Raw genomic sequence first — 16,771 nt, 5'->3', positions numbered from 1 at the left:
GTTCGCTCAGCGGACGCTCAAATCCGGATAACGATCGCGTCACCGTAACCGCGTCCTATGGGGCGCGGTTCGACATTTTGTCCGGTTCTTCCTGTGGTCTGCGCAACACGACCCTCAACCGATCAACGCCGCCGCCGTGATAGATCTTCACGACCGCCCGGCAGGACACCACCCATGTCCCGCCGGGTGCGCCACCGAGCCGGCGGACCGCCGGCCAGGCACAGCTCCACCTATCCGGGGGGATCGGAAACCGATCCGAAGCCAAGGGACTGGCTCGGACCGGCATGGAGAAAGGCGCATCAGACATGACCTCATCGCAGGTCGGCAAGAGTTACGACGGCAGTGAGGCCGTGGGCGGCGACGCCCCCGAAGAGGGGTACGAGCGCGGGCTCGGCAGCCGTCAGGTCCAGATGATCGCGATCGGCGGCGCCATCGGCGTCGGCCTCTTCCTGAACGCCGGGGCGAACATCGCCAAGGCGGGACCCAGTCTCATCCTCATGTACGCCCTCGCGGGCGTGATCATCTTCTTCATCATGCGGGCGCTCGGCGAGCTCCTGCTCTACCGCCCGGTCTCGGGCTCCTTCGCGGAGTACTCCCGCGAGTTCCTCGGCCCGTTCTTCGGCTACTTCACGGCCTGGACCTACTGGCTGATGTGGGTGGTCACCGGCATGGCGGAACTGACCGCCGCCGCGATCTACGTCCACTACTGGTTCCCGTCGATCCACCAGTGGGTGTCGGCGCTGGTCTTCCTGGTCGTGCTGTTCGTGGCCAACCTGATCTCGGTGAAGCTCTTCGGAGAGATCGAGTTCTGGGCCTCGATGGTCAAGGTCACGGCCCTCATCGGCATGATCGTGATCGGCCTGGGCGTGCTCACCTTCGGCTTCAGCTCCGCCGGCGACACCGCGGCCGTCGGCAACCTCTGGCAGTTCGACGGCTTCTTCCCCAACGGCATCGGCTCGTCCCTGATGACCCTCCAGGGCGTCATGTTCGCCTACCTCGCCGTCGAGCTCGTCGGCGTCACGGCGGGCGAGTCCGAGAACCCCGAGAAGACGCTCCCCAAGGCCATCAACACCCTCCCGTGGCGCATCGCCCTCTTCTACGTCGGCGCCCTCACGGTCATCCTCTGTGTCGTCAAGTGGACCGAGTTCATGCCAGGGGTGAGCCCCTTCGTGAAGGCGTTCGCCGTGATCGGCATCCCGGCCGGCGCCGGCATCGTCAACTTCGTGGTCCTCACCGCCGCCCTGTCCTCCTGCAACTCGGGCATGTACTCCACGGGCCGCATGCTGCGCAACCTCGCCGACAACGGCGAGGCCCCCAAGGGCTTCAGCAAGCTGTCCTCGACCAAGACCCCGGCGCTCGGCATCACGATCTCGGTCCTCTTCATGGGCATCGGCGTGATCCTGAACTACGTCGTCCCCGAGAAGGCCTTCCAGTACGTCACCTCGGTGGCCACCGGAGCGGGCATCTGGACCTGGCTGATGATCCTGGTCAGCCACATCCGCTACCGCCGCGCGGTCGACGCGGGCCGGCTCCCGGCCTCGTCCTTCCCCGCCCCCGGCGGCGCGAAGTGCAGCTACCTCGCGGTCGCGTTCCTCCTCTTCGTCACCGGCCTGATCGCGTACGACCCCGAGTCGCGCATCTGCCTGTACGTGATGGCCGGCTGGGCCGCCGCGCTGGCCATCGGCTGGGCGATCCTCAAGGCCCGCAACCCGCAGGTCACCGAACGTCGCGAGCAGGAGTTCGAGACCGTCGGCTGACCGCCCCCACGGACGTCCGGCCGCTCCGGCCACCGCTCAGGACGTCCGGCATTCGGGCCGTCCCGTACCACACCTCGGTACGGGACGGCCCTTCTGTCTATCCTGACCAGCATGCTGACCATCACCGAGGCCCTGTTCGACCAGATCGTCGCGCACGCGCGCCAGGACCACCCCGACGAGGCGTGCGGCGTCGTCGCGGGGCCCGCGGGCACCGACCGCCCCGAGCGGTTCATCCCGATGCTGAACGCGGCCCGCTCGCCCACGTTCTACGAGTTCGACTCCGGCGACCTGCTGAAGCTCTACCGCGAGATGGACGACCGCGACGAGGAGCCCGTCGTCATCTACCACTCGCACACCGCGACCGAGGCCTACCCCTCCCGCACCGACCTCTCCTACGCGAACGAACCGGGCGCGCACTACGTGCTGGTCTCCACGGCGGACACGGACGACGCCGGCCCGTTCCAGTTCCGCTCCTACCGGATCGTGGAAGGCGAGGTCACGGAGGAGGAGGTCAAGGTCGTGGAGAGCTACTGATCTCACCCGTCGATCAAAAAGCGTCCGGAATGCGAGATCACACTCCGGGACCCGTACCGGGAATCGATACGATGAGCCCATGGTTTTCCACGACGTGAGCGAAAAGACGCCGGGCACACTGCTCGTGGCGCGGCTGCACGTCGACCTGTGCAGGCTGCAGAGCGCCATCTGTACGCGCTGACCTGCCGCCGCCGTACGGCCGAGAGCCGCGGCACCGCAACCGGCGTACCCCCTGCCTTGCCCGCGCCGCCGCGCGTCTTCCGACCTGACTTTCCTTCCGACAGGAGCCCGCAACCATGGCCATCGAGGTCCGCATCCCCACCATCCTCCGCACCTACACGAACGGCGAGAAGGCCGTCGAGGGCGGCGGGGCGACCCTTGCCGAGCTGTTCACCGACCTCGACACCCGTCACGCGGGCATCCGGGCCCGGATCGTCGACGGCGGCGAGCTGCGCCGCTTCGTCAACGTCTACCTCAACGACGAGGACGTCCGCTTCCTCGACGGCATCAACACCAAGCTGACCGACGGCGACAGCGTCACGATCCTGCCGGCCGTCGCCGGTGGCATGGCCTGATCGGCCGCTGGTCCCCATGCGCTACGACTCCCCGCTCGCCGCGGTGGGCAACACCCCTCTGGTGCGCCTGCCGCGGCTCTCGCCGTCCGCGGACGTCCGTATCTGGGCGAAGCTGGAGGACCGCAACCCGACCGGTTCGGTCAAGGACCGGCCGGCCCTCCACATGATCGAGCAGGCGGAGAAGGACGGCCGTCTGACGCCGGGCTGCACGATCCTGGAGCCGACCAGCGGCAACACCGGCATCTCGCTGGCCATGGCGGCGAAGCTCAAGGGCTACCGCATGGTCTGCGTGATGCCCGAGAACACCTCGCAGGAACGGCGTGACCTGCTCGGCATGTGGGGCGCCGAGATCATTCCCAGCCCGGCCGCCGGCGGCTCCAACACCGCCGTCCGCGTCGCCAAGGAACTCTCCGCGCAGCACCCGGACTGGGTGATGCTCTACCAGTACGGCAACCCGGACAACGCCGGCGCCCACTACGCCACGACGGGCCCGGAGATCCTCGCCGACCTCCCGTCCATCACCCACTTCGTGGCGGGCCTCGGCACCACGGGCACCCTCATGGGCGTCGGCCGCTTCCTGCGCGAGAACAAGCCGGACGTCAAGATCGTCGCCGCGGAGCCGCGCTACGACGACCTCGTCTACGGGCTCAGGAACCTGGACGAGGGCTTCGTACCGGAGCTGTACGACGCCTCCGTCCTCACCACCCGCTTCTCCGTCGGCTCGGCGGACGCGGTCACCCGCACCCGGGAACTCCTCCAGCAGGAGGGCATCTTCGCGGGCGTCTCCACGGGAGCCGCGCTGCACGCCGCGATCGGCGTCGGCAACAAGGCCGTCAAGGCCGGAGAGCCGGCCGACATCGCCTTCGTGGTCGCGGACGGCGGCTGGAAGTACCTGTCGACGGGCGTCTACACGGCGGCGACGACGGAAGAGGCGATCGAGGCATTGCAGGGCCAGCTCTGGGCCTAGCACCCCGATGACGCGGACGGAGGGCGCGGCGGCCGAGGAACGGCCCCCGCGCCCTCCGCCGTTTTCGAGGAGAAACATCTGTTCCGGCGCGTGCCGCGCGAACGGCGAGCCCGGTGCGGCCTCGGTGCCGCCTCCGCCCGGCGGTGCGACCCGGCCGTCTCCGCCCGGCGGTCTTGGCCCAGCGGAGACGGCCCGGCCGTCTCAACCCGGCGGTCTCGGCCCGGCGGTCTTGGCCCGGGGGTCTCGGTCCGGCCGTCTCAGCCCGCCAGGTAGCGGACCTGGTCCCACAGGACCGGGTCCACCACGCCCACCCGCCGGCGGAAGTCGCCCACCGGTACTTCGCGCAGCTCGTCCGTCTCGAGGAAGCTCGGCCGTCCGTGGGCGTCCCCCACGGCTCCCGGGGGCAGCGGGATCACCCCGGGCCTCTCGTCGTGGTACTTGCTGGTGATCTTCGCGACGGTCACCCGCTTCCCGTGCACCACCAGCACGAGACAGGGCCGGTCCTTGACCCCCGGCCCGTCCTCGTAGGGGACGTTCGCCCACCAGATCTCCGACGCCTGCGGAAGCGGCTCGCCGCGCCGGGTTCCGCCCCGGCGGGGTCCACGGGGCCGGCTCGGCGGACGCGTCCGCCCGGCCGGCCGGCGCCCGCGGCGCCCCCAGCCGTCCACCAGCGTCGCGACCAGTGCGAGCAGTACCACCGCCGCCAACGCGAGCCACCAGGATGTGTCCACAGCAAAGAAGGTACCGGCGCGCATGTGCGCCCGCCCGCCCTGCGGTGATCCCGGATGCCCCAAGGTCCATCCGAACCGGTGACAGCACAGGTGAGTTCGCCCACAACAGCCCCTGGCGGAGGAGCGACCGGCCCTTTTGCGCCTTACGCTCGATGGACCGCACGACCCCCGTTTCCGTATCTGCAACCGAGTACCTGCACCCCGCATCTACTCTCTGCACTTCCTGTCAGCGCGGAGGTTCCAGCTCTTATGAAGCTCACCGTCGTCGGCTGCTCGGGGTCGTTCCCGTCCGCGGAATCGGCCTGCTCGAGCTACCTCGTAGAGGCCGACGGCTTCAGGCTGCTTCTCGACATGGGCAACGGTGCCCTGGGCGAGCTGCAGCGCCACTGCGGTCTCTACGACCTCGACGCGATCTTCCTCAGCCATCTGCACGCCGACCACTGCATCGACATGTGCGCGTACTTCGTCGCCCGGTACTACCGTCACGACGGCGGCCGCTGCGACCCGATCCCCGTCTACGGACCCGAGGGAACGGAGCATCGCCTGACCACGGCCTACGCCGACACGCCGTCCGCGTCCTCGATGAGCGAGGTCTTCGACTTCCACACCGTCAAGCCGGGCACGTTCGAGGTCGGCCCGTTCACCGTGCACACGGAGCGGGTGCGCCACCCCGTCGAGGCGTACGGCATCCGGGTGGAACACGGCGGAAGGTCCCTCACGTACTCCGGGGACACCGGGGTGACCGGGACCCTGGACGAACTCGCCCGCGACACGGACCTGTTCCTGTGCGAGGCCGCGTTCACCCACGGCAAGGAGGACATCCCCGACCTCCACCTCAACGGCCGGGAGGCCGGCGAGACCGCCGCCCGCGCCGGCGCCCGCCGCCTCGTCCTCACCCACATCCCCCCGTGGACGGACCCCGGGACCAACCTGGCCGACGCCCGCTCGGCGTACACGGGTCCGGTGGAACTGGCGGCGCCCCGAGTGACGTACGAGATCTGACGGCTTCCGCGCACACGAAGGCCCCCGGAACCAGGTGGTTCCGGGGGCCTTCGGCCGTATGGAGGGACGGCTCACGCCTTCGTGAGGTCCTCGATCTCCTCCTCGGGCTCACGGCCCGGGGTGGCGAGGTTGAACTTGATGATCGCGAAGCGGAAGACCACGTAGTAGATCACCGCGAAGACCAGGCCGATCGGGATGATCATCCAGGGCTTGGTGGCCAGGTTCCAGTTCAGGAAGTAGTCGATCGCACCGGCCGAGAAGCTGAAGCCGTGATGCACGCCCAGGGCCCAGGTGATGGCCATCGACAGGGCGGTCAGGACCGCGTGGATCACGTACAGGACCGGCGCGATGAACATGAACGCGAACTCGATCGGCTCGGTGATGCCCGTGACGAACGAGGTGAGCGCGAGCGACATCATCATGCCGCCGACGACCTTGCGGCGCTCGGGGCGGGCGGTGTGCGTGATCGCCAGGGCGGCGGCCGGCAGCGCGAACATCATGATGGGGAAGAAGCCGGTCATGAACTGCCCGGCGGTCGGGTCGCCGTGGAAGAAGCGCGGCAGGTCGCCGTGCCACAGGGCGCCCGTGGAGTCCTTGTACGAGCCGATCTCCTGCCAGGCCACCGTGTTCACGAACTGGTGCATGCCGACCGGGAGCAGCGCGCGGTTGATCGCGCCGAAGATGCCGGCGCCGACGGCGCCGAGGCCGGTCATCCACTCACCGAAATTGGTGATGACGTCGCCGATGGGCTCCCAGACCAGGCCGAAGAACACGCCGACGGCGGTGCCGATGAAGGCCATCAGGATCGGGACCAGACGGCGGCCGTTGAAGAAGCCGAGCCAGTCGGGCAGCTTGGTGCGGTGGAACCGCTGCCAAGTGACGGCGGCTATCAGGCCCATGATGATGCCGCCGAAGACCTTCGGGTCGTTGTACGTCGCGGCGACGTCCGCGCCCTTGGTCACCTTGGCGTCGGTGATGGGGAACGCGGTCAGCACGTTCTTGTAGACCAGGAAGCCGACCAGCGCCGCCAGTGCCGTGGAGCCGTCGGCCTTCTTGGCGAAGCCGATGGCGATGCCGACACAGAACAGCAGCGGCAGGTTGCCGAACACGGCGTCACCTGCGGTCATGAACACGGCCGCGACCTTGTTCCAGCCGAGGCCGTCCTTGCCGAAGACGTCGTCCTGGCCGAGGCGGAGCAGAATGCCCGCCGCCGGCAGCACGGCGATCGGCAGCTGCAGGCTGCGGCCGACCTTCTGCAGGCCCTGGAACAGGCCGGATCCCCGCTTCTTTGCGGGTGCCGCCGATGCGGTGGCGGTGCTCATAGTTCCTCCATGTGCTGGCGCTGCCGGGGGACGGGAAGGGCGAAACAGGGGTGGGCAGCGGCCGCGTGGTCTACACCACTCAGTGGTGTAGACCTGTTCTAGCACGGTGAAGGCTGGATAAGGAAGGCACGAATTTTGTGGCCTCGGCCATAACGGGAACAAGCGGTTCCGGTCATGTCGAAGGGCCCCCGGACCGACAGGTCCGGGGGCCCTTCGTGAAACGGCCTCCGCCGCGGAGGCCTGGGCGGGCCTCCGCGGCAGAGGCCGCTGTCCTGGCGCGGAGCTCTACGCCTTGGTGGTGTCCTCCACGTCCTCCTCGGGCTCCCGCCCCGGAGTCTTCAGATCGAACTTCGTGATCGCGAACCGGAAGATCGCGTAATACACGGCGGCGAAGCACAGCCCGATCGGCACGATCGCCCACGGCCTGGTCGCCAGGTTCCAGTTGATGACGTAGTCGATCAGACCCGCGGAGAAGCTGAAGCCGTCGTGCACACCCAGCCCCCATGTCACCGCCATGGAAACGCCGGTGAGCACCGCGTGCACCGCGAAGAGCAGCGGCGCGATGAACAGGAACGAGTACTCGATCGGCTCGGTGATACCCGTGACGAACGACGTCAGCGCCACCGACAGCATCAGACCGCCGATCTCCTTGCGGCGATGGGGCTTCGCGGTGTGCGCGATCGCAAGCGCCGCCGCGGGCAGCGCGAACATCATGATCGGGAAGAAGCCCGAGAGGAACTGCCCCGCGTTCGGGTCGCCCGCAAGGAACATATTGATGTCGCCGTGCACGACCTGACCGTCCGGCTTGGTGTAACTGCCGAACTGGAACCAGATGGGCACGTTCAGGAACTGGTGCAGACCGATCACCAGCAACGCCCGGTTGGCCAGACCGAACACACCCGAACCCCACGCCCCCAACCCGACCAGCCAGTCGCTGAAGTTCTCCAGCGCGTCACCGATCGGCGGCCACACCCACACGCACAGAGAGGCGAACGCGATCGCCACGAACGCCATGATGATCGGCACCAGACGGCGGCCGTTGAAGAAGCCGAGCCAGTCCACCAGCTTCGTCCGGTGATAACGCTGCCAGAAGTACGCCGACAGCAGCCCGATGACGATGCCGCCGAAGACCCCGGGATTCTGGTAGGTGAACTCCACGACGGAGTTGTCCTCCAGCTGGCAGCCCAGCTTGATGGCGGCGCTCCCGGACGGACAGTCCTCCGGGAACGCGCGCAGCACGTTGTAGTAGACGAGGAAGCCCACGACCGCCGCGAGCGCCGTGGAACCGTCCGCCTTCTTCGCCATACCGATGGCCACGCCGACACAGAACAGCATCGGCAGCCCGAGCTGACCGTCCAGCAGCGCGCCGCCCGCCGCGCCCATCACCTTGGAGACGTTGTCCCAGCCGAGCCCGTCCGCACCGAACACGTCCGGCTGACCCAGCCGGTTGAGGATGCCGGCGGCCGGCAGCACGGCGATCGGCAACTGAAGACTGCGGCCCATCTTCTGCAGGCCCTGGAAGGCCTTGTTCCAGCGGGCGCGCGCCGGTGAGACAGCACTGACGGCACTCATGGGCGTCCTCCGGGCCGGGCCGGTTTGGCGACTCCAGGCCGACTGGTGTAGACCAGTTGACGACGGGTCGCTCTGTCGTGATCGCCATCATTCGGCACCTACGACATGGCCGCTCGCGAAGATGGGCCAACTGTGGGTTACTGCGACAAAGCGGTTCTGATCAGGGAGTAGGACATGGCCACGAAGGCTGAGAAGATCGTCGCCGGGCTCGGCGGCATCGAGAACATCGAAGAGGTCGAAGGCTGCATCACCCGGCTCCGCACCGAGGTCGCCAACCCGGACCTGGTGAACGAGGCCGCCCTGAAGGCCGCCGGCGCGCACGGAGTCGTCAGGATGGGCACCGCCATCCAGGTCGTCATCGGCACGGACGCCGACCCCATCGCGGGCGAGATCGAAGACATGATGTGAGCGACCGGACCCACTGAAGCCGGCCCGGCTCCCCGCGAGCCACCCACCGCTTCAAACGCTCCGGCTCACCCTTGAGGGGCTGTTTCCGCCACCGGCGGACAGCCCCTCACCCCTGTGCGGATAGGCTCGACGCCATGTCTCGAATCGACGGCCGCACCCCCGAACAGCTGCGCCCCATCACCATCCAGCGCGGTTGGAGCAAGCATGCCGAGGGCTCCGTCCTCGTCTCCTTCGGCGACACCAAGGTCTTCTGCACGGCCTCCGTCACCGAAGGCGTCCCGCGCTGGCGCAAGGGCAGCGGCGAGGGCTGGGTCACCGCCGAGTACTCCATGCTGCCCCGCGCCACCAACACCCGCGGCGACCGCGAATCGGTCCGCGGCAAGATCGGCGGCCGCACCCACGAGATCAGCCGCCTCATCGGACGCTCCCTGCGCGCCGTCATCGACTACAAGGCGCTCGGCGAGATCACCATCGTCCTCGACTGCGACGTCCTCCAGGCCGACGGCGGCACCCGCACCGCGGCCATCACCGGCGCGTACGTCGCCCTCGCCGACGCCGTCACCTGGGCCCAGGGCAAGAAGCTGATCAAGGCCGGCCGCAAGCCGCTCACCGGCACCGTCTCCGCCGTCTCCGTCGGCATCGTCGGCGGCGTCCCGCTCCTCGACCTCTGCTACGAGGAGGACGTGAAGGCCGACACCGACATGAACGTCGTGTGCACCGGCGACGGCCGCTTCGTCGAGGTCCAGGGCACCGCCGAGGCCGAGCCCTTCGACCGCAAGGAGCTCAACGCCCTTCTGGACCTCGCCGTCGGGGGCTGCGACGAACTCGCCGCCATCCAGCGCGCGGTACTCGAAGCGACAGGTGAGGCAACCGCGCGTTAACCTTTCGCGTTCTTAGGGGTACGGGCGTACGGTCCAGCCGTGCGCCCGCCGGCCCTGTCGGGCGGTTCGGGCCCTCCGCGCAGCGGAGTGCACCGGCCGCCGGCGCGGCCGCGCCACATCATGCCCACGGGGAGGGACCGTTCCATGGCCGCGCGCCACCGCCATCGTCGCCGTACCGCAGCACTCGCCGTCGTCGCCGCACTCGTCGCCCTGCCGGCGGCCGTCGGCTGCGACGCCGTGAGCAAGGCGCTCGACTGCGTCCAGACCGCCGACTCGATCGCCGACAGCGTCACCGACCTCCAACAGGCCGTCGAGAACGCGGCGAACGACCCGACGCAGACCGACGAGTCCCTCAACTCGATCGAGAACAACCTCGACAAGATAGGTGACAAGACCGACAACGCGGACGTCAACAAGGCGGTCGACGACCTCAGCAAGGCCGTCGCCAACGTCCGCACGGCCGTCAAGAACGGCGACAGCACCCCCGACATCAGCCCCGTGACGGACGCGGCGGGCGAACTGACGAAGGTGTGCACGCCGTAACGCACGCGCGGAACGGACGGGGACCGGACGGGGCCGACTCGGATCGGACCTGCGGACCGGACCCGAACCCGGACCGGCTCGGGATCGGACGGGCGACCGACTCGGATCGGACCCGGGGCCCGGACTCGGAGATACTGGCGACCATGACCCGCCTGATCCTCGCCACCCGCAATGCCGGAAAGCTCACCGAGTTGAAGGCGATCCTCGCCGACGCAGGGCTCACCCATGACCTCGTCGGCGCGGACGCCTACCCGGACATCCCCGACGTCAAGGAAACCGGCGTCACCTTCGCGGAGAACGCCCTGCTGAAGGCCCACGCGCTGGCGCAGGCCACCGGCCTGCCGGCCGTCGCCGACGACTCGGGCCTGTGCGTCGACGTCCTGAACGGCGCCCCCGGCATCTTCTCCGCCCGCTGGGCCGGCAGCCACGGCAACGACCGGGCCAACCTGGACCTGCTCCTCGCCCAGCTCTCCGACATCGACGCCCCCCACCGGGGCGCCCACTTCGCCTGCGCGGCGGCCCTCGCCCTGCCGGACGGCACGGAACGCGTCGTCGAGGGCCAACTGCTCGGCACCCTCCGCCACAACCCCGCCGGCACGAACGGCTTCGGCTACGACCCGATCCTCCAGCCCGAGGGCGACACCCGGACCTGCGCGGAGCTCTCCCCCACGGAGAAGAACGCGATCAGCCACCGGGGCAAGGCGTTCCGGGCACTGGTGCCGGTGGTACGGGAGCTGTTGGGCTGACGCAAGCGAGCCGTGGACCCGTCCTTGGCGGACTGGATCCACGGCTCGTCGGCAGTGCGGCCGGTGGGATTCGAACCCACACGGGTGTGAACCCACTGGGACCTAAACCCAGCATGACTGCCATTCCATCACGGCCGCTCAAAAACGGTCATAGTCTTCGACCGGCGGCGTTCAGTCTACGGGGGGAGCAGCTCGCCCGGCGAGTGGCATTCGCCCCTTCTGGCGGCACCACGTCTCCGTCAGGGCATGACAGTTGGGACACAGATACCGCAGATTCTCCCTGCGGTTGTCCCGCCAGTCCCCGTTGACGTGGTCGATCTGCAAGGTGATCCGGCGGCCCAACCACTCACCGGTGCTGCCGCAGCTCGTACATGCGTAAGGCACCCCGATCTCGGTCATGGCCCGGTGGAGCCGGGTTCTGTTGGTCCGTCCGGCTTTGTTCGGCATGACGACCAGCACCTGGTGTGCGATCGATGGAGGTGCTGGGCGCTCCGGCCGCCCCCAGGCCCGGCGCTTGAAGTGACTGGTGTCGAGAGCGAGGCGGGAGGCTGCGCGCCGGACCCGGCGGTGATTGGTGTCCGTAACGTTCATCCCGAGCCCGCGCATGACATCGGCGTAGCTGGTGGAACGTGCTACGAGACTGCGGAGCTCGTCCTCGGGAATCCGTGCGCGCTGGTGCGAGAAGTGTCCGATGTCGACGCCATGGGCCGCCAGCATGCGGCCCACTGCCGCTCGCGAGCGGCTGTCGTCCGGGACCCCCAGTGTGCGTGCCGTGCCACGCACGCTGGTGGCCGTGGCTGCGGCTTTCCGTAGTTCTTCAGGGGTGAAGGGCAGGCCTGGTTCGGCGCGATCCATGCCCGGGAAGTGGGCGATGTCAATTCCCGCCGCGCTGATGCGGCGTCGGATGTGGGAGAGCGTCCCCGTGGCCAGCGTGGCGCCCAGCTTCAAAGCCACTTCGCGCAGGGAGGACGACGAGGCGGCAGCTTCGGCGATGGCGGCATCGGGGTATTTGCGCCACGGGCTGCGTTTGGCGAAGTGGCTGGTGTCGAGCCCGTGATTCGCTACTTTCTCCTGGAGCACACGGCGTTGGCCCCCACTCGTCCTGAGACCGAGCCGTCGCATCAGATCAGTCCAGTTGCGCGCCTCGGCGATGACCGGCGCGAGTTGCTCCCTGCTGTACGGGTCTCGTTCTGGTGCGCTGTGGCCAGGCGCGGCCGTCGCGCCAGGTCCTGCCGTACTCCCCATGCTCATGTACCTCCTGCCTCGACCGCGCGTTCGCAGCTTCGTACGGAGTAACGAGCCGTTGATCGGATGGTCACCTCCCTTGACGTGCTGCTGACCGGCAGTCAGGTCCCCGGGGGTGGGGGCACGTCCGCCCAGGAGGCTTCTGGCGCGGCCGGGGCGGGTGACCTCAATGCCCCGACGTAGCCTTCAGCCCCACCACCGCCACCAGGAGCAGGCAGACGAAGAAGATGCGGGCCGCTGTTGCCGGTTCGCCGAGGATCGTCATGCCGAGGACTGCCGCGCCCGCCGCGCCGATGCCGACCCAGACGCCGTAGGCCGTGCCGATCGGGAGCGACTTCGCGGCGTAGGAGAGGAGGACCATGCTCGCGATGATTCCCGCGCCCGTCAGGAGGCTGGGGACCAGGCGTGTGAAGCCCTCGGTGTACTTCATTCCGATCGACCAGCCCACTTCGAGCAGACCGGCGACGATCAACAGGACCCAGGCCATGGGGGCACCTCCGGGAGACGACGGCTTGACGGCGGTGCGTCGTCTTTGCGGTGCCCGGTACGGCGCGTCTCGTCGGGGTCCCTCCACGGTAGCAAAGGGATGGCAAAAGGGGCCGGTGACCATGGTCACCGGCCCCTCTGGACGACGTATGCCCTACAAATACAGGCCGGTCGAGTCCTCGGACCCTTCGAACCGGTCGGCGGCCACGGCGTGCAGATCCCGCTCGCGCATCAGCACGTAGGCGGTCCCGCGCACCTCGACCTCGGCACGGTCCTCGGGGTCGTACAGGACCCGGTCGCCCGGTTCGACCGTCCGGACGTTCTGTCCGACCGCGACGACCTCGGCCCAGGCGAGCCGACGGCCGACGGCCGCCGTCGCGGGGATCAGGATGCCGCCGCCGGAGCGCCGCTCGCCCTCGGCGGCGTCCTGCCGTACCAGCACGCGGTCGTGCAGCATCCGGATGGGCAACTTGTCGTCATGGGTGCTGTGCTTTTCCCGATTGGCGCTCACGCCCCGAACCTACCTGTCCCTGCCGGTTTCGTACGCGGGCGGGTCAGCGCTTGCGCCGCTGCGTGCCCACCACGAGCAGCCCGACGAGTCCGACCGCGACCAGAGCCGCGGGCACGATGCGTCCCAGCCTGGGAGCGCCCTCTTCGGTGACGAACTGCCCCTTCACATCGCCGACGACGCGATTGACGCCGACGTAGGCGCGCCCCAGCGTGTGATCGATGTTCGAGGCGACCTTGGCCTTGGCGTCTCCGACGATCGTCTTCGGGTGTACTCGTACGCCGATCTCGTCGAGCGTGTCGGCGAGTGTTGCGCGGCGGTTCTTGATGTCCGCCTCGATCTGCGCCGGAGTCCTGGTATCCGGCGTTCTCGACGTATCCGACACCGCGCTGCCTCCGTGGTCGTGTTGTGACTCCCTGATTCGGACAGTCTGTCAGTTCGGACCGGACCGCACCCCTCGGCACCCCCCATTACGCTCGTTCCGTATCCATTCCATCCCCCCGGCCACGTGAGGTTCCGATGAGCGAGCGACTCCAGCCCGGCGACACCGCCCCCGCCTTCACCCTGCCCGACGCCGACGGCAACGAGGTTTCCCTCGCCGATCACAAGGGCCGCAAGGTCATCGTCTACTTCTACCCGGCCGCCCTCACTCCCGGCTGCACGAAGCAGGCCTGCGACTTCACGGACAACCTCGACGTGCTGGCGAGCGCCGGTTACGACGTCATCGGGGTCTCCCCGGACAAGCCGGAGAAGCTCGCCAAGTTCCGCGAGAAGGAGTCCCTGAAGGTGACGCTGGTCGGGGACACGGACAAGACGGTTCTGGAGGCGTACGGCGCCTTCGGCGAGAAGAAGCTGTACGGCAAGACGGTCGTCGGTGTCATCCGTTCCACGGTGGTCGTGGACGAGGAGGGCAAGGTCGAGCGGGCGCTGTACAACGTGAAGGCGACCGGGCACGTGGCGAAGATCATCAAGGATCTCGGGATCTGACCGCGGGGATCCGGCCGCAGGAGTCCGACCGGTGGCTGACCGCGGGGCTCGGACCGTTCAGGGCCTCCTGGGCGGGAGCCCGCTCAGGGCTTTCTGGACGTGAGCCCGCCCAGTGGGTCCACGCCTGGTGTCGTGCCCGTGGTGCCGCCGTTCGTGGCTCCGCCGGTCGTGCCGCCGCTGGTGGGGGATCCGGTGGTGCCGCCGCCCGTGGTGGCACCACCGGTGGTGCCGCTGGGGGTTCCGCCGGAGCTGTTGGTGCCGCCGGTGGCCGGACTCTGGGTCTGGCCGTTCGTCGGCGCCGGTGTGCTGCCGTTCGCTCCGCCCTGTGTCTCGTCCTCGTCCTGGCCGCCGTCCGTGCTGCCGTCGTCCTGACCGTCGGTGGCGTCCGGTTCGCTGGGCTCGTAGCTGGGATAGTCCGGTTCCTCGGCGCCCGGCTGGAGCCGGAGGTCGAAGTCCGCCGCCTCGGTGTCCCCGAGGGCGTCCCCGGTGAACTGGGCCCAGATCTGGGCGGGGTAGCCGCCGCCGTTGATGCGGGGCTGTCCGAGGGCGCCGTACAGGGACTTGTGGGCGCCGGTCTCGGGATCCTGGCCCATCACGGAGACGACGGTGGCGAGGTCGGGGGTGTAGCCCGCGAACCAGGCGGCCGTGTCCTCCTCCGCGGTGCCGGTCTTGCCCGCGGCGGGGCGGCCGGCGGCCTGCGCGGCCTGGCCGGTGCCGCCGTCGACGACGCTCTGGAGCATCGAGGTGGTGGTGTCGGCCGCCTCGCGGCTCACCGTCTGCCGAACGCTGCGGGCAGGCAGCTCCACATCCTCCTCGCCGTCCTTGGTGACCTTCTCGACGAGTGTGTACGTGCCGTGCCTGCCGTGGTTGGCGAGCGTGGCGTACGCCTCCGCCATGTCGAGGACGCTGGCGGTGGCCGGACCGAGGGCGATGGAGGGGGAGGCGGTCAGGTCGGGGGTGCCGGCGGGGAGGCCGAGGGCCACGGCGGTCTTCTCCACCTTGGCGGGGCCGACGTCGACGGCCATCTGCGCGTACACCGAGTTGACCGACTTGTCGGTGGCGGTGCGGACGGTGATGTCGCCGTACGAGACGCCGTCCTCGTTCTCCGGGGCGTAGAAGCCGCCGTTCCAGCCTTCCACGGGCCGCTGGTCGGTGCCGTCGTAGATCGTGTTCGGGGTGATGACGCGGCCGTCCTGGGTCTGCGAGTCGTTCTGGACGGCCGAGGTGAAGACGAACGGCTTGAAGGTGGAGCCGACCTGGTAGTCGCGGCGGGTCGCGTTGTTGACGTACTGCTGGGTGTAGTCGATGCCGCCGTACATCGCGAGGACCTTGCCGCTGGACGGGTCGATGGCGACGCCGCCGGCGCGGACGTAGGTGTCGACCTTGCGGTTCTTCTTGTCGAGCTGGTCCATCACCTGGTCGTTCACGGCCTTCACGAAGGCGTCCTGCTTGGGCTTCTGGAGTGTGGTGGTGACGCGGTAGCCGCCGGTGGTGAGGGTGTCCTCGTCGATGATCTTGTTCGAGGTCAGATAGTCGTTGACGGCCTGCACGAGGTAGCCGCGCTGGCCCGACATGCCCGCCGAGCCCTTGGCCTGCTTGGGCGGAGCGAAGGTGATGCGGGCGCGATCCGCCGGGGTCAGCCACTTCTTCTTGACCATGCCGTCGAGGACGTAGTTCCAGCGGGAGAGGGCCGCGGCCTTGTTCTCGGGGTGCGCGATCACGTCGTACTCGCTGGGCGCGTTGAGCAGGGCGGCGAGGTAGGCGCCCTGGGCGACGGTCAGACGCCGGGCGTCGACGCCGTAGTAGGCCTGCGCGGCGGCCTGGATGCCGTAGGCGTTGCGGCCGTAGTAGCTGGTGTTGAGGTAGCCCTCCAGGATGTCGTCCTTGCTCTTCTCCCGGTCGAGCTTGATGGAGATGAAGAACTCCTTCACCTTGCGGGTGACGGTCTGTTCCTGGCCCAGGTAGTAGTTCTTCACGTACTGCTGGGTGATCGTCGAGCCGGACTGTCTGCCCTTGCCGGTGACGGTGTTCCAGCCGGCGCGGAGCATCGCCTTCGGGTCGACGGCGGACTCGGTGTAGAAGTCGCGGTCCTCGGCGGCGAGGGTGGCGTGCTGGGCGTCCTTGGAGATCTGGGCGAGCGAGACGTTCTCGCGGTTGACGTCGCCGTCGCGGGCGAGCTGGCTGCCGTCGGCGTACAGGTAGACGTTGCTCTGCTTGGTCGCGGCGGCGTTCGCGGGCGGGATCTTGACGAGGAAGTAGCCGAGCGCGAAGAGGCCGATGACGAGCAGCAGCGCGCCGAGGATCGTGCCGAGCAGCATGCGCCAGGTCGGGACGAGCCTGCGCCAGCCGGTCCTTTTCCGCTTCTGCGTCTTGCCGGGCTTGCCCGGTCCTGTCTGTGGTCCCGCCGCGGGGGCCGGGGCCGGGCGGGGGCCCGGTTCCGGTTCCCTGGGTGCCCAGCCCTGGCTGCGTTGCTGCGGCTGCGGCTTGTCGCTCATCTGTTCGCCGAA

Annotated in this window: 19 protein-coding genes, 1 tRNA gene and 1 riboswitch; of the genes, 11 read left to right on the top strand and 9 right to left on the bottom strand. The window is 68.8% G+C overall.

Annotation, left to right across the window (positions count from 1 at the left end):
• The first annotated feature begins 305 nt into the window (after window positions 1-305).
• The 5 genes from OG788_RS18795 (at window position 306) to OG788_RS18775 (ending at window position 3,833) form a co-directional block, all read left to right on the top strand.
• Entirely contained in the window at window positions 306-1,757 is a 1,452-nt protein-coding gene (locus OG788_RS18795) for an amino acid permease (protein WP_406372209.1), read from the top strand.
• Window positions 1,758-1,868: 111 nt separating this feature from the next.
• Window positions 1,869-2,291: a M67 family metallopeptidase gene (locus OG788_RS18790; protein ID WP_266759231.1), complete on the top strand. Its 423-nt coding sequence runs from the start codon at window positions 1,869-1,871 to the stop codon at window positions 2,289-2,291.
• A gap of 79 nt (window positions 2,292-2,370) precedes the next feature.
• Window positions 2,371-2,472 (top strand): putative leader peptide, encoded by a 102-nt coding sequence (locus tag OG788_RS18785; protein WP_323178808.1) that lies wholly within the window; start codon window positions 2,371-2,373, stop codon window positions 2,470-2,472.
• A 115-nt stretch (window positions 2,473-2,587) separates the two neighbouring features.
• On the top strand, window positions 2,588-2,866 hold the full coding sequence (locus OG788_RS18780; RefSeq protein WP_266759229.1) for a MoaD/ThiS family protein: 279 nt from the start codon (window positions 2,588-2,590) through the stop codon (window positions 2,864-2,866).
• A 16-nt stretch (window positions 2,867-2,882) separates the two neighbouring features.
• On the top strand, window positions 2,883-3,833 hold the full coding sequence (locus tag OG788_RS18775; RefSeq protein ID WP_356748099.1) for a cysteine synthase: 951 nt from the start codon (window positions 2,883-2,885) through the stop codon (window positions 3,831-3,833).
• Window positions 3,834-4,090: 257 nt separating this feature from the next.
• Here the strand turns inward: OG788_RS18775 and OG788_RS18770 are convergent, their stop codons facing one another.
• The gene (locus OG788_RS18770) at window positions 4,091-4,564 is read right to left on the bottom strand and encodes a type II toxin-antitoxin system PemK/MazF family toxin (protein WP_406372207.1); all 474 of its coding nucleotides are present in this window, start codon (window positions 4,562-4,564) and stop codon (window positions 4,091-4,093) included.
• Window positions 4,565-4,813: 249 nt separating this feature from the next.
• On the opposite strand from OG788_RS18770, the gene OG788_RS18765 reads away from it, so the two are divergent.
• Complete coding sequence (locus tag OG788_RS18765) at window positions 4,814-5,566, top strand: MBL fold metallo-hydrolase (RefSeq protein WP_406372205.1); 753 nt, start codon at window positions 4,814-4,816, stop codon at window positions 5,564-5,566.
• A 71-nt stretch (window positions 5,567-5,637) separates the two neighbouring features.
• Here OG788_RS18765 and OG788_RS18760 read toward each other — a convergent pair whose 3' ends face one another.
• Together OG788_RS18760 and OG788_RS18755 are read right to left on the bottom strand one after the other, a co-directional pair.
• Window positions 5,638-6,888 (bottom strand): PTS transporter subunit EIIC, encoded by a 1,251-nt coding sequence (locus tag OG788_RS18760; protein ID WP_356748105.1) that lies wholly within the window; start codon window positions 6,886-6,888, stop codon window positions 5,638-5,640.
• A gap of 285 nt (window positions 6,889-7,173) precedes the next feature.
• The gene (locus OG788_RS18755) at window positions 7,174-8,460 is read right to left on the bottom strand and encodes a PTS transporter subunit EIIC (RefSeq protein ID WP_406372202.1); all 1,287 of its coding nucleotides are present in this window, start codon (window positions 8,458-8,460) and stop codon (window positions 7,174-7,176) included.
• A 174-nt stretch (window positions 8,461-8,634) separates the two neighbouring features.
• Between OG788_RS18755 and OG788_RS18750 the strand changes: the two genes are divergently transcribed.
• The 4 genes from OG788_RS18750 (at window position 8,635) to rdgB (ending at window position 11,038) form a co-directional block, all read left to right on the top strand.
• A complete protein-coding gene (locus OG788_RS18750) occupies window positions 8,635-8,868 on the top strand; it encodes a PTS glucose/sucrose transporter subunit IIB (protein WP_266759220.1) in 234 nt (77 codons plus the stop codon).
• Between the two features lie 134 nt (window positions 8,869-9,002).
• Window positions 9,003-9,749, top strand: coding sequence for a ribonuclease PH (gene rph, locus OG788_RS18745; RefSeq protein WP_406372200.1), 747 nt, complete (start codon window positions 9,003-9,005; stop codon window positions 9,747-9,749).
• A gap of 144 nt (window positions 9,750-9,893) precedes the next feature.
• The gene (locus OG788_RS18740) at window positions 9,894-10,292 is read left to right on the top strand and encodes a hypothetical protein (protein ID WP_266759216.1); all 399 of its coding nucleotides are present in this window, start codon (window positions 9,894-9,896) and stop codon (window positions 10,290-10,292) included.
• Window positions 10,293-10,435: 143 nt separating this feature from the next.
• The gene (rdgB, locus tag OG788_RS18735; RefSeq protein ID WP_406372199.1) at window positions 10,436-11,038 is read left to right on the top strand and encodes an RdgB/HAM1 family non-canonical purine NTP pyrophosphatase; all 603 of its coding nucleotides are present in this window, start codon (window positions 10,436-10,438) and stop codon (window positions 11,036-11,038) included.
• A 55-nt stretch (window positions 11,039-11,093) separates the two neighbouring features.
• Here the strand turns inward: rdgB and OG788_RS18730 are convergent.
• The 5 genes from OG788_RS18730 to OG788_RS18710 all read right to left on the bottom strand — a co-directional run bounded on the left by OG788_RS18730 (window position 11,094) and on the right by OG788_RS18710 (window position 13,662).
• Window positions 11,094-11,176: transfer RNA gene (locus OG788_RS18730), tRNA-Leu, on the bottom strand.
• 33 nt (window positions 11,177-11,209) lie between these two features.
• Window positions 11,210-12,118 carry an HNH endonuclease signature motif containing protein gene (locus OG788_RS18725; RefSeq protein ID WP_406372197.1) on the bottom strand — a complete coding sequence of 303 codons (909 nt, stop codon included), beginning with the start codon at window positions 12,116-12,118 and terminating at the stop codon, window positions 11,210-11,212.
• 331 nt (window positions 12,119-12,449) lie between these two features.
• Window positions 12,450-12,770, bottom strand: a complete 321-nt coding sequence (locus tag OG788_RS18720) for a DMT family transporter (protein WP_406372196.1) — start codon at window positions 12,768-12,770, stop codon at window positions 12,450-12,452.
• Window positions 12,771-12,803: 33 nt separating this feature from the next.
• Window positions 12,804-12,874, bottom strand: a riboswitch (guanidine-III (ykkC-III) riboswitch).
• A gap of 49 nt (window positions 12,875-12,923) precedes the next feature.
• The gene (locus OG788_RS18715) at window positions 12,924-13,226 is read right to left on the bottom strand and encodes a co-chaperone GroES (RefSeq protein WP_052454563.1); all 303 of its coding nucleotides are present in this window, start codon (window positions 13,224-13,226) and stop codon (window positions 12,924-12,926) included.
• Between the two features lie 97 nt (window positions 13,227-13,323).
• Window positions 13,324-13,662, bottom strand: coding sequence for a DUF3618 domain-containing protein (locus OG788_RS18710; protein WP_351541865.1), 339 nt, complete (start codon window positions 13,660-13,662; stop codon window positions 13,324-13,326).
• Between the two features lie 134 nt (window positions 13,663-13,796).
• Here OG788_RS18710 and bcp point away from each other — a divergent pair, with 134 nt between their 5' ends.
• Window positions 13,797-14,264 (top strand): thioredoxin-dependent thiol peroxidase, encoded by a 468-nt coding sequence (bcp, locus tag OG788_RS18705; RefSeq protein WP_351541864.1) that lies wholly within the window; start codon window positions 13,797-13,799, stop codon window positions 14,262-14,264.
• Between the two features lie 83 nt (window positions 14,265-14,347).
• Here the strand turns inward: bcp and OG788_RS18700 are convergent, their stop codons facing one another.
• Window positions 14,348-16,759 (bottom strand): transglycosylase domain-containing protein, encoded by a 2,412-nt coding sequence (locus tag OG788_RS18700; RefSeq protein ID WP_406372193.1) that lies wholly within the window; start codon window positions 16,757-16,759, stop codon window positions 14,348-14,350.
• Window positions 16,760-16,771 lie beyond the last annotated feature (12 nt).

Source organism: Streptomyces sp. NBC_00647 (assembly GCF_045207245.1).
Classification (GTDB): Bacteria; Actinomycetota; Actinomycetes; order Streptomycetales; family Streptomycetaceae; genus Streptomyces.
The sequence above is the reverse complement of the archived record's forward strand: the minus strand, read 5'-3'. Positions and strand labels throughout refer to the sequence as shown.